15 protein-coding genes are annotated in these 11,699 nt (G+C 48.5%); 10 read left to right on the top strand and 5 right to left on the bottom strand.

Annotation, left to right across the window (positions count from 1 at the left end; all coding sequences use genetic code 11):
- Nucleotides 1-96: 96 nt before the first annotated feature.
- The 5 genes from DEF47_RS19595 (at nt 97) to DEF47_RS19575 (ending at nt 4,646) form a co-directional block, all read left to right on the top strand.
- Nucleotides 97-450, top strand: coding sequence for a TraR/DksA family transcriptional regulator (locus DEF47_RS19595; RefSeq protein ID WP_012190441.1), 354 nt, complete (start codon nt 97-99; stop codon nt 448-450).
- A 24-nt stretch (nt 451-474) separates the two neighbouring features.
- Complete coding sequence (locus DEF47_RS19590; protein ID WP_012190440.1) at nt 475-1,446, top strand: RluA family pseudouridine synthase; 972 nt, start codon at nt 475-477, stop codon at nt 1,444-1,446.
- Nucleotides 1,443-2,252 (top strand): ECF transporter S component, encoded by an 810-nt coding sequence (locus DEF47_RS19585; RefSeq protein ID WP_012190439.1) that lies wholly within the window; start codon nt 1,443-1,445, stop codon nt 2,250-2,252. The genes DEF47_RS19590 and DEF47_RS19585 overlap by 4 nt, the downstream gene beginning before the upstream one ends.
- Before the next feature lie 332 nt (nt 2,253-2,584).
- Nucleotides 2,585-3,787 carry a molybdate ABC transporter substrate-binding protein gene (modA, locus tag DEF47_RS19580; protein ID WP_012190438.1) on the top strand — a complete coding sequence of 401 codons (1,203 nt, stop codon included), beginning with the start codon at nt 2,585-2,587 and terminating at the stop codon, nt 3,785-3,787.
- Between the two features lie 115 nt (nt 3,788-3,902).
- Nucleotides 3,903-4,646: an ABC transporter permease gene (locus DEF47_RS19575; protein ID WP_287045308.1), complete on the top strand. Its 744-nt coding sequence runs from the start codon at nt 3,903-3,905 to the stop codon at nt 4,644-4,646.
- Here DEF47_RS19575 and DEF47_RS19570 read toward each other — a convergent pair.
- From DEF47_RS19570 to DEF47_RS19560, 3 genes are read right to left on the bottom strand one after another with little or no spacing between them, the layout of a single operon-like run.
- Nucleotides 4,643-5,062 (bottom strand): hypothetical protein, encoded by a 420-nt coding sequence (locus DEF47_RS19570; RefSeq protein ID WP_012190436.1) that lies wholly within the window; start codon nt 5,060-5,062, stop codon nt 4,643-4,645. The two genes, DEF47_RS19575 and DEF47_RS19570, sit on opposite strands and share 4 nt — an antisense overlap.
- Before the next feature lie 15 nt (nt 5,063-5,077).
- The gene (locus DEF47_RS19565) at nt 5,078-5,842 is read right to left on the bottom strand and encodes an SDR family NAD(P)-dependent oxidoreductase (RefSeq protein ID WP_012190435.1); all 765 of its coding nucleotides are present in this window, start codon (nt 5,840-5,842) and stop codon (nt 5,078-5,080) included.
- Between the two features lie 52 nt (nt 5,843-5,894).
- Nucleotides 5,895-6,320, bottom strand: a complete 426-nt coding sequence (locus DEF47_RS19560) for a MarR family winged helix-turn-helix transcriptional regulator (protein ID WP_012190434.1) — start codon at nt 6,318-6,320, stop codon at nt 5,895-5,897.
- A gap of 182 nt (nt 6,321-6,502) precedes the next feature.
- On the opposite strand from DEF47_RS19560, the gene DEF47_RS19555 reads away from it, so the two are divergent.
- The 3 genes from DEF47_RS19555 to DEF47_RS19545 all read left to right on the top strand — a co-directional run bounded on the left by DEF47_RS19555 (nt 6,503) and on the right by DEF47_RS19545 (nt 7,939).
- Nucleotides 6,503-6,868, top strand: a complete 366-nt coding sequence (locus tag DEF47_RS19555; protein ID WP_012190433.1) for a hypothetical protein — start codon at nt 6,503-6,505, stop codon at nt 6,866-6,868.
- 269 nt (nt 6,869-7,137) lie between these two features.
- A complete protein-coding gene (locus DEF47_RS19550; protein ID WP_041304553.1) occupies nt 7,138-7,503 on the top strand; it encodes a hypothetical protein in 366 nt (121 codons plus the stop codon).
- Nucleotides 7,504-7,567: 64 nt separating this feature from the next.
- Complete coding sequence (locus DEF47_RS19545) at nt 7,568-7,939, top strand: hypothetical protein (protein ID WP_012190432.1); 372 nt, start codon at nt 7,568-7,570, stop codon at nt 7,937-7,939.
- A gap of 57 nt (nt 7,940-7,996) precedes the next feature.
- Here DEF47_RS19545 and DEF47_RS19540 read toward each other — a convergent pair whose 3' ends face one another.
- Nucleotides 7,997-8,290: a hypothetical protein gene (locus DEF47_RS19540; protein WP_012190431.1), complete on the bottom strand. Its 294-nt coding sequence runs from the start codon at nt 8,288-8,290 to the stop codon at nt 7,997-7,999.
- A 192-nt stretch (nt 8,291-8,482) separates the two neighbouring features.
- Between DEF47_RS19540 and DEF47_RS19535 the strand changes: the two genes are divergently transcribed.
- A complete protein-coding gene (locus DEF47_RS19535) occupies nt 8,483-8,779 on the top strand; it encodes a DUF8820 family protein (protein ID WP_012190430.1) in 297 nt (98 codons plus the stop codon).
- A gap of 55 nt (nt 8,780-8,834) precedes the next feature.
- Nucleotides 8,835-9,899, top strand: a complete 1,065-nt coding sequence (locus DEF47_RS19530) for a DUF6745 domain-containing protein (RefSeq protein WP_012190429.1) — start codon at nt 8,835-8,837, stop codon at nt 9,897-9,899.
- A 234-nt stretch (nt 9,900-10,133) separates the two neighbouring features.
- Here the strand turns inward: DEF47_RS19530 and DEF47_RS19525 are convergent, their stop codons facing one another.
- Entirely contained in the window at nt 10,134-11,507 is a 1,374-nt protein-coding gene (locus DEF47_RS19525) for a cytochrome P450 (RefSeq protein WP_012190428.1), read from the bottom strand.
- Nucleotides 11,508-11,699: the final 192 nt, after the last annotated feature.

Here is an 11,699-nt window from a genome sequence, read left to right as displayed (position 1 = left end):
ATCTCTACAAGATTCGAGCAAAATCGCAGTTCATGGCTAGAGTCTTGCCCATGGGCGTGCTATAATCCTGGCTTAAAATTTGTGTGGGAGTACACGATGACTTTATCAAAAGCACAATTAGGCTATTTCAAAGAGCGCTTGCACGATATGCATAACCATCTGAATGAAGAAGTTCAGCGTTTGGAAGAGGCCACCAACCAGCTCAATCAAGATGCTGAGTTTGGGGTTAGTAATCATATTGCCGATGATGCCTCGGATATTTTTGAGCGTGAAAAGAATTTTGCCTTAATTGAAGATCGCCAACGCTTGATTGGCGAGGTTGAAGCAGCGCTTGATCGCATTGATCATGGCACCTATGGCATTTGCCTTAAAACTGGCAAGCAAATTCCAATCGAGCGGCTCGAGGTGTTGCCGTATGCAGCGCTTTCAATTGAGGCCGCCAATAGTTAACCCAACACAGCAGAGGATGGAGCGATGGAGCCAACGGCCAATTTAACCACGATTCAGGTGGGCGAAGCAGAAGCAGGCCAACGTTTAGATCGGCTTGTTTCTGCCAATATGCCAGATTTATCACGCACATATGTTCAACAATTAATTACCGATTTACATATTCGGGTCAATGGGCGCGGCGCAAAAGCCAGTTTGCCGGTGCAAATTGGCGATCAGATTGAGATCTTTCTGCCGCTGGCAAAGCCGACCGATATCGTGGCCGAAGATTTGCCGCTTGATGTGATCTATGAAGATGCCGATGTGCTGTTGGTCAATAAGGCCGCAGGCATGGTTGTGCATCCTGCGCCTGGCCATACAACTGGCACATTAGTCAATGCCTTGCTCTATCGCTATCCGCATTTGACCACTAGCGGCGATTTGCGACCGGGCATCGTGCATCGCTTGGATAAAGAAACCTCAGGTTTATTGGTGATTGCCAAGCATGATCAAGCACGCATGATGCTAACTGAGCAACAGATGGCGCGGCGCATGCATAAAAAATATCTCGCGCTGGTCGAAGGCCATTGGCGAGAGCCAACCGGCACAATCGATGCGCCAATTGGCCGCAACCCCAATAACCGTTTGCGCATGATGGTGATGCCCGAAGGGCGTTATGCGGTTACTCATTATCAAGTGCTAGAGGTGCTTGGCCCCTATTCGTTGGTTCGCGCAACCCTCGAAACAGGCCGCACCCATCAAATTCGGGTGCATTTTTCCTATCGCAATCGGCCAATTTTAAATGATGCGCTATATGGTCATCGTAAGCCCAAAGAAACCTTTGGCATCGAACGCCACTTTTTGCATGCCTATCATTTGGGCTTTCGCCTGCCAAGCACTGGCGAATGGTGCTCGTGGGAAGTACCGCTACCAGCCGAATTAGAGAAAATTCTGACGACCTTGCGCACCCGCTATGAAACAATTGTCTATCCCGACCCATTGATTGAAGCCGTTTCATGAGCCGAGCCACGCCGTTTGCTAGCCGTATTTTAGTTGGGGTAACCAGTCTGATTGGGCTGGTTGCCTTTTTTTATCCATTTTTTCTAAGCGAAGTTCAGGCTGGCGATAATCATGCTGCCGATGCGCCTTTGATTATGTTGTTACTCGGGCCATTATTGCTCGGGATTATTCTGGCGGATCTCAATAGTCATGCGATGAATTCGCGGGTGGTGGCAGCCTTGGGCATGTTGGTGGCGATCAATGCAGTGCTGCGCTTGCCTGCTGGCCCAGGTGATAGCCCAACCTTTTTCTTTTTGGTCATTTTGGCGGGCTTTGTCTATGGTGGGCGCTTTGGATTTTTACTAGGTAGCCTGAGTTTAGCAGTTTCGGCCTTGTTGGTGGCAGGGATTGGCCCATGGATGCCGTTTCAGATGTTGGCAATGGGCTGGTTGGGATTAAGCACCGCCTTGTTGCAGCCTATCAAACGCTGGTTGAAATTGGCCGATGCTGGGTGGGGCGAAGTCGTCCTGCTAGCGATATTTGGCTGGGTTTGGGGCTTACTCTTCGGCGGCTTGATGAACCTGACATTTTGGCCATTTAGCGCAGGCGAAAGCGCAATTTCCTGGCAACCAGGCTTGGGGTTTGGCCCAACCGTAGAGCGCTATTGGGCCTTTTATCTGCTAACTTCATTGGGCTGGGATGCCACACGAGCCTTCTTCAATGTTTTGCTGATTATGGCCTTTGGCAAGCCAATTCTGGCAGTCTTGCGGCGCTTTCAGCTACGGCTCAATTGGCAAACTCAGGAGAGCATAGAGCAAAGAACATAGAGCATAGGGATCAGGTTTTGATCCACGAAGGACACGAAGGGCACGAAGGTTGAAACCACGAAGCACGCGAAGATCGTGAATGATGAGGCTATGGTCTATAGGCGCTTGGCTATCGGGATAATGGAGATATTAATAAGTATTTCGATAGCCGATAACCATTGAGCCTGAAGCCTTAGACTCTCTGCGCCTCTGCATCAAAACTTGAGCTACATTGATTTTTGCCTTCAACCTTTTGATTTTTCATCCTTCATCCTTCATCCCTGATTAAAGTGGTATGCTAGGCGCTGGAAAATGAGCCAAACAGTGTTTGGTGTGGATAAAGGATTATCAGTATGAAGCAGATTCGTCGAATCGGATTATTTGTGTTGAGCCTTAGTTTGTTGGCGTGTGGAGCCGCAACTACCAGCGTACCAACTACCCCCGCTGCACCAACTACCTCTACTAACCCTACGCCAACCCTCAGTGGCGAGATAAATGTATTCGCAGCTGCCTCATTGACTGGCGCATTTACTGAGATTGGTAATACATTTCAGACAAGCCATCCTAATACCAAAATCAATTTCAATTTTGCTGGCTCGGATCAGCTGGCAACCCAGATTACCCAGGGTGCACCTGCTGATGTTTTTGCTTCAGCCAATTCTACACAGATGCAGGTTGCGGTTGATGCTGGTATGATTGATGGTTCAATGCTTCAGCCTTTTGCTCGTAATCGCTTAATCGTAGTTTACCCTCAATCTAACCCAGCCCAAATTCAAAGCCTGCAAGATTTAGCCAAGCCTAAGCTGAAATTGGTATTGGCCAGTGCGAGCGTGCCAGTTGGCAATTATGCCCTAGATTTTTTGGCGAAAGCCTCAGCTTTGCCCGAATTTGGTACAAGCTATAGCCCAACTGTCTTGTTGAATGTGGTTTCGTATGAAAATAATGTCAAAGCTGTTTTGAGCAAAGTTTCGTTGGGCGAGGCCGATGCAGGCATTGTCTATAGCACTGATGCAGCTTCGATCAGCGATAGCAGCATTGGCACGTTGGCAATTCCTGATCAGCTGAATACGATCGCCACCTATCCAATTGCAATTACCCAAAATAGTGCCAATTCGCAACTTGCCCAAGCCTTCGTCGATTTTGTGTTAACTCCCGCAGGCCAACAGATTTTGGCCCGTTATGGCTTTATTACGGTCACCGATCCTTCAGCATTATCTCCTTATCAACTATTGATTGCTGGCAATTTAACGACACCCTTGACCCTGACCGCTGAACTGATCGAGAACTACGAACAACAACAAGTTGAATTCAATGGTCAAAGCTATCGTGGTTTGGGCTTTGGTCAATTGTTGATGCAAATTCAGCCCAAGAGCAATGCTCGAACATTTAGCTTGCTCAGTAGCGATGGTAGCCAAACTGTGCTGGCAATTGCCGACCTCACTGCCGACCCACGAGCAATTATCGCCGCCGAAGCTGATGGCAGTTTTACCAGCATTATTCCGAGCAATCCGAACGCCAGCCAGCTTAAAAACATCGTCAAAATTACGGTAGAATGAACCTATAATTTGCGCAGATCCAGCAACAGGGTAGGATGAAAGCCTATCCTGTTTTTATGGGTGTTGAATGGGAAATAATCGTTTTCGTCGCTCGTTTTGGTTGATACTGAGTAGTATGCCATTGCTTGGTTTTCTACTGATCCCCTTAATTGCGGTAGCGTTGCGGGTTCCAATTGAGGCATTGGCTAGTACGTTTGCCAAACCAGCTGTGCGCGAAGCCCTTAGTCTGAGCCTGCTTACCACCAGCAGTAGCATGCTGATCACGCTCGTATTTGGTACGCCAATTGCAATTCTTTTGGCTCGACCACGTTTTCGTGGTCAAGCATTGCTGGATACTCTAATCGACTTGCCGATGATTTTGCCACCCTCGGTCGCCGGAATTGCCCTGTTGATGGCGTTTGGGCGGCGTGGTTTGCTCGGCCAATATCTCCGCCTGATCGAGATCGAGTTACCATTTACCACAGCGGCGGTGGTTTTAGCCCAAGTTTTCGTGGCCTCACCCTTTTATATTAAAGCCGCCGCCGCAGCTTTCGCCACGATCGATCATGATTTAGAGGATGCAGCGGCGCTTGATGGCGCGAATTCGCGCCAAATCTTTTGGTTTATTAGCATTCCACTGGCTTGGACAGGTGTGGTGAGCGGCGCAGTGATGACTTGGGTCCGCGCTTTGGGCGAGTTTGGGGCTACGATCATTTTTGCTGGCAATTTCGTGGGTCGCACCCAAACCATGCCCTTGGCAATTTACCAAGGCTTTGAGCAAGATTTAAATGTGGCATTAATTTTGGCCATGCTGTTGTTGGTTATCTCATTTATGATTTTAGGCCTTGTCAAAGGGCTATTGGCGCAGCGCTTGCGTTAGGGTTGCCTGAAAAATGCTTGATCCTGCTGATTTAGATCGAGTGTTGGATCAACCTGTTGCAAATGAGCTAAAGCCTGTTCCAACGTCTCGACATAGATTAATTGTATTTCGGCTTGCCGTTGGATTACTCGCTGAGCCGCCGTATGCTTAATTGGCTCAGGTAAAATCATCACAATCCAACGTAATTGGGCATGGTTCAAGGCCGGAAATGCTTGCATCACCATATCTAAATCAACAACATTGCTATCGCCAATCTGGCGATTATCAATCAATACATGAAAAGGCTGGCGAACAGATTGTAGATAGGCTTGAGTTTGGGTTACGATTGCCTGAAACTCCTCAGGAGTTATGGCCGGAGTAAAATGGGTAAGGGCCAAAATTTGCTGATCGAACAGCCAACCAACCTTATAATTCATCGTAAAACTCCTGCGTTATTGATAATCAGCCAGAATGCTGTGACTATAGTTCCATAGCTCAAGAGCTAAATCATTGCCGGTTACTGGCAAGTCAAGCTGTATAGGTTTGGTTTTTTGCCAATGCACACCTTCATGGCGGCTGTAGACCAAGCGTGTGATATAGCCACTAGCTTGGTCTGGCGATTGGCCAAACATGCGCACCAACACTCGTACTGGCCAAGCCATCTGCTGAAATAAATTTGTCTGAACCATGCCAGGGTAACAGGTATGAACCCGCAGTGCTGGTTGGTTTTGAGCAAGCTGCTGGGCATATAAATCGAGCGCTAAACCAGCTTTTAATGCTCCTCGCAGCCCTTTTTCGGCAGTTTGCCAAGCAGTTGAAGCATTTTTGTAACGTCCATTGCCGCTTACCATCACAATACTGGCGTTGGTAGTCATTTGGGGCAGTAAAGCTTGCGATAAGACGACTTTGCTTAAATAGTTAGTGGCGAACAATGTCTCTAAGCCTTCACTAGTAACTAAGGGTGTGCTTTTTGAGCCGATCCCACCAGCACATAGAATGAGGCTATCGAGTGGTTTGTTTAGGTATGTAGCAAGCTGGTGCGTCTCGTGGAGCAACGATAAATCGGCCTGAATAAATTGCCCACCTGTTTGCTTGGCGATTGCTTGCCCACGCTCACGATTACGCCCAATAAAGCTTACTTGTAGGCCTTTGTTGGTTAATTCGCGCACAACTGCCGCGCCAATTCCACTGGTTCCCCCAGTTACCACAACATTCATACAATGCTTCCTTTGATAAAAATAATTAGGATGCTAAATATATGTCAAAAAATTAATCTGATTCGTGATAGCCTAAATTTTTGGCAATTCGCTGGAGCCAATCGGTGAATAAAGCGCGTTCGGCGGCTGAAAAGCCTTCAAGCATTTTGGCTTCAAACTCATGAAATAGATCGATCAATTGGCCGCAAAGGGCTTGACCTGTGGGTGTTAAAGCAACCGTTTTAGCGCGACCATCGACATGGCTCAAGCGCCGCTGTACCAAATCACGTTGCTCCAATTTATCCAGAATGCCAGTCAAGGTTGCAGGCGTAACCCCACTGTAGGATTGAAGTTGCTGTTGCTCAATCTCCGCCTCACCATAAAGATAGCCCATAATCTCAAATTGCGAGGTGGTAAGCTGATAGGCACTTAGTTCTTCATCTAGGCCTTTGCGCATCAGAATGTAGCTTAGTTTTAAGTAGCGAATTGGCTTTGACATGGCTTCCTCAATATTTAGCATCCTAAGTATAGGATAATTACTTATGTTCGTCAAGCAATGATTAATAAGCTAGGTATCAGCAATTTCTCATGCAACTATTATTGATCCTAACCGTCAAATCAAGCACAATCGTGTTCTACGTAGCCATTTGCTGCGTAGGATTGTAAGCGAAAGGATCGACGATGATTAAGGCTTCACGACGGATGCTCGGTTTGTTGGCGGCAACCTGTGCTTTGGCTTTGGCTCCCTTGACTCCCAGTGCAGCAGCGCCCAATGCCTTGGATGTAAGTGTTTTTTGCGAAAATCTAGGTATGCGCAATAACCAAGGTTCATTCTCGTGCGACGCGTTTGCTAGTGGTGGAACTGGCGATTATAGCTACAACTGGTCGGCGGTGCAAAATGCTACGATTCTGGAAAACTGGGGTAGCTATATTTACGGGAGCTGTGCGATTAACCAAAGTGCTCGGGTGAACGTTGTGGTTACCGATAACAGTGGAGCCAGCGTCAGCAAAATTGGGCGCGTGCTCTGCCGCAAAGTCGCCTCGTAAGTTCGGCTAATTGGTCATGGGCATCCCTTCCTCTTCGCGATCTCCCGCGCGATGCCCAGTTTTTGAGCAGCAACAACCTCCAAAATATTCCCAATTCGATCGCCAATTGTCCTTTTAACGTGCTGGTTAATCTAACGCTTATGTTAATAAAGTTAATATTTATTAATAGACATTTAATAGATTATCTTTTGACAAAGCTACTATATTCAGCACAATAGAGGTCTACGTACATAGTTAGTACGTATAGCTATATTTTGGAAGGATTGGCAATGTTTAAAACGTCACGACGGGCAATTGGTTTATTGGTAGCGACCTGTGCTTTAGCCTTGGCCCCTTTGACTCCGACCGCTGCCGCACCCAAGCCCTTGAGTGTATTCGTCGGTTGTGCACAACATGGCATAGATTATAATCAAGGATCATTCTCCTGCAGTGCCTATGTGAGTGGTGGAACCGGTCTCTACAACTATAGCTGGTCAGCTCGTAATGCTTCGATTGATACAACGATAGGGGACTCAATCTTTGGTTATTGCGATCCTTATACGTCATTCCTTGTTAAGCTTACGGTTACTGATAGCAATGGCTTACGCAAATCAGTAGATTATGGCTACCTGTACTGCGACAATAGCGAATCTTAAATCGATCAAAGCGCTAATTAATTTGTTCTTAAGAATTATCTTGCTGTAATTGGAAGGACTGGCAATGTTCAAAATTTCGCGACGGATGCTCGGTTTGGTGGCGGCAACCTGTGCTTTGGCTTTAGCTCCCTTGACTCCAACCGCTGCCGCCCCACAAGCTGGGCCATTAACCGCAGGTGTTTCATGTTATAGCTTGGGTATTCAGTATAACCGTGGGGCATTTGCCTGCGATGCCTATGTGAGTGGTGGAACCGGTTCCTATAGCTATAATTGGTCTCCCGTACTCAACGCCGATATCGGGCAAAATGGCGGTGACTACGTTTTGGGTAGCTGTACGCTTGGCCGAACGGCACGAGTGAACCTAGTTGTTACTGATAGTAGCGGTGCAAGCGTAGCCAGCGTTGGCCGCTTTTATTGCAGCAGCGATCCCTCGTAACATCAGCTAAGTTTGGTATGGGCATCCCTTTGCTTCACGATCTTGCCGTGATGCCCATTAATTATCAATTATTCCCAAATGGGCTAAAATTGTGTAGACATAAGCGGTATTGAAACGCGCATTGGGCATATGTTCAGCAATATCGGCGCGGGTTAAGCGCTTAAGATCAACCCCACTTTGTAACAAAACCTCAAAATCGTTGCGCCGCAACCAGCGTTTTTTGTGTGTACTATGCAGCTCCAACCAAAGTTCATTTGCATCAACGCTTAAAATGCTAAATAAGCGATGTTGGGCTGTGGTAGCCAAGGTTTGGCCAGCCAAGGCTTGCACTCGTTGCCAAAAATCGCGCATAGTTGCACCTCGTTATTGATCAAATCAATTGCTAGCAACAGTATAGCGCTGTTGGGCCAAAAATCAATCATTGTGTTTATTAACTGTGACATTCTTTGACACGTCGAAGCCCTATACTAGCTTAAGTAAGGTCGCTGGAACGGCAGCATTCGCAGCGGCATTAGTGCTCAACCGAGCAGAAAGGGTGCTTCAATGTGGCGACATGGTGATGTCCTCATCGCAGCAATTGATCAAATTCCCAGTGATGCAACGCCGCGTAATGGCTCGACTTTAGCCTATGGCGAAGTTACTGGCCATAGCCATCGTTTTAAGTTGGCCGACACTGTGGCACTTTGGCAACGCGGCGATTCATTGTTCGTCGAAGTAACCGCCGATAACGCTCAACTTATTCATGAAGAACATGCCATGATCGAATTGCCACGCGGTACGTATCGGGTTTGGATGCAACGCGAATATTCACCCCAAGAAATTCGCCGAGTCGTTGATTAATGCTGCGACTGGTGGTAATACTCTCCTGTTACCACCAGCCCTTGAGGATAGTTCGATGAATGATGCAATGCTGACTGTCGCCACTGCCTTAGCTCAAATTCGCGCTGGGGTCGAAGATTTCGGTGGTCGCCCAATTAATGGCACGTTGGTTTTAGATAACAATATTGAATTTTTGCCGCGTGGACTGGTGGCAACTGCCATCGAAGCCAAAAATTGCACCAAATTGCGCTATTTGCCCAAAGATTTGCATGCAGGGCGCTTAGATCTCAGTGGTTGTACCGGTTTGACCAGCATTCCTGAAGGTTTGCACTGTTTTGAACTTGATCTCCGTGGTACCAGCATTGAGCATTTGCCCTTGGTGCATGTGCAAAATCGGCTGAACCTGAGCAACAATATTCATCTCAAGAGTTTGCCGCGCAATCTCAAAGTTGGCTCGTTGGTGCTGCGCGGTTGCAGTGCGCTCGAAAGCCTGCCCGAAGGAATTGATGTTAATTTTCTTGATTTGACCGATTGTGTTAATTTTCGGCGTTGGCCAAGCACAGGCCGCATCAGCGTTGGACGGATTGTGGCTCGCAACTGTATCAACATGCCCAATTTGCCCAATTGGCTCGGCGAATTGGCTCAGCTCAGTGTGCGTGGTTGCAGCAGCCTAACCGAATTGCCAGCAGGCTTGGTAGTCCACTCGTGGCTCGATTTGGGTAATACTGAAATTAGCTGCCTGCCTGCGGATAGCCAAGTTAGCCAATTGCGCTGGAATGGCGTGCCAATTGATGAGCGGATCGCCTTCCAACCTGAAACAATCAGCGTTAGCGAAATTATCGACGAAGTTAATGTTGAGCGGCGGCGGGTGTTGCTCGAACGCAAAGGCTACGAAGAATTTTTTGCCCAAGCTGAAGCCAAAGAGCTTGATCGCGACCGTGATACTGGTGGCGTGCGGCGCTTGTTGCAAATGCCCATGCCCAACGATGAAGATTTGGTTTGTTTGGCGGTGCAATGTCCTTCAACTGATCGACGCTATGTCTTGCGTGTGCCACCAACTATGCAGAGTTGCCATCAAGCCGCCGCTTGGATCGCGGGCTTCGATAACCCTGATGATTACAAACTGCTGAAAGAAACCTAGTTTGTTAGCTAGTGCGAGCGTTCCCTCACCCCCAACCCCTCTCCCGCTGCGGCAGGCGAGGGGTGTTTGGTTTGGTGGTTCCCCCTCGCCTCGCGTGCGGGAGCGTGGGATAGTGCTGAGGGCATGAACATCGAGTTTTAAGACCCCTCACCCCCAACCCCTCTCCCGCTGCGGCAGGCGAGGGGCGTTTGGTTTGGTGGTTCCCCTGGGAGCGTGGGGATAGGGATGAGGGGATTAGCGCCGCTTGAGCAACATCGGCATGCCAGCTTTGGCTCGCATGGTAATCGCCATTTCAGGCTTAACTTGGTGGCCTGGCTGCAATTGCGGGTTGTAATGCTGCGCCACACATGCTAGTAATAATGCGCCTTCCATCTCGGCCAAATTATTGCCAATGCATTTACGCGGCCCCGCGCCAAACGGCATAAACGCCAAATGGTGACGAGGCTGATTGGCATTTGGCGCGAAACGGCTCGGATCAAATTGCAAAGGATTTTCCCAAAAAGCCGGATGCAAATGCAAATTGGTGATGCTGACGATCACTTGCGAATTGAGTGGCAAGTCGTAGCCACCAAGTTGGGTGGGTTTGGTAACACGGCGAGGTCCAGTAATTGGCGCAGCTGGGTACAAGCGCATGGCCTCTTTAAATACTTGCAACGTGTAGGGCAATTGCGGCAAATCGTTGACGCTTGGTGCTCGGCCTTGCAACACCTGATCAAGCTCGGTTTGGAGATTTTGGCGAATTTCGCAGTGTTCGCTGAGCAAATACCAGCCAAAAGTCAAGGTATTGGCCGTGGTTTCGTGACCAGCCGCAAAGATTGTCAGGACTTCATCGCGAATCTGCTCATCGCTCATGCGCTCGCCAGTCTCGGCATCTTGGGCTTCGAGCAACATATCCAGCAAATCGCCAACTGGCTCGGTGGCCGCCCGTCGTTGTTTGATCAAACCAAAAATCATGCTATCCAGCACTTTGCGAGCTTGCATATAGGCGCGATTGCGGCGGGTTGGCATTGGTAAGGGCAGGCTGAACGGATTAAAAATGCGATAATTTGCATAATCGACCGCCGCAGTGACTGCCGGAGCCAATTTGCCCACTTCGCCCAGCATATCGGCGCTAAACATGGTTTGCATAATAATATCAAGCGTCACTTGCAGCATTTCATGATCCATGTCGATCGGTGCTGCATCGGGCAACGCTTGCCAACGCTGGATCATACGTGCGCCTGCGCCATCGATTTTTTCACCCATGGCCGCGAGGCGTTTGCGGTGAAACATTGGCTGCATCATACGCCGCTGAATGAGCCACGATTCAGGGCTGGGATTAGAAATCAAGCCATTGCCAGCGATAATTTGTAAACCGCCGTTGCCGCCAACTTTGGGGAAATCCCGCTGATGCTCAACAAGTACATATTGCGCATAATCGGGATTTGAAACCACATGCACAATGCGTGAGCCAATTTGGTAGCGCACAATATCGCCATGATTAACAAAATCACGTTGCATCGTGACCAGAAAATCATCGATAAAATCGTGCAAATTGCCAATCAACAGGCGGCCACACGGGCCTGGCGCAATCAAGGCTGGGCTTGCCAAGGCGGTTTCAGTCATCATCAATTCCTCAATTATTTTTATGCTATCCGTTCGTGTAGTATTTGACAATGACTATACAGTCGGATAGCATAGTTTGTCAAGAGGATAATTATTGGTTTAATGCCCTCACCCCCTAGCCCCCTAGCCCGCCCGCGAGCCGAGGGGAAACCACCAAACCAAACGCCCCTCGCCCGCCGCAGTGTTTAAGGGCGG

It is taken from the genome of Herpetosiphon sp., from assembly GCF_003512625.1.
Classification (GTDB): Bacteria; Chloroflexota; Chloroflexia; order Chloroflexales; family Herpetosiphonaceae; genus Herpetosiphon; species Herpetosiphon aurantiacus.
This window is presented reverse-complemented; position numbering and strand designations above follow the sequence as displayed.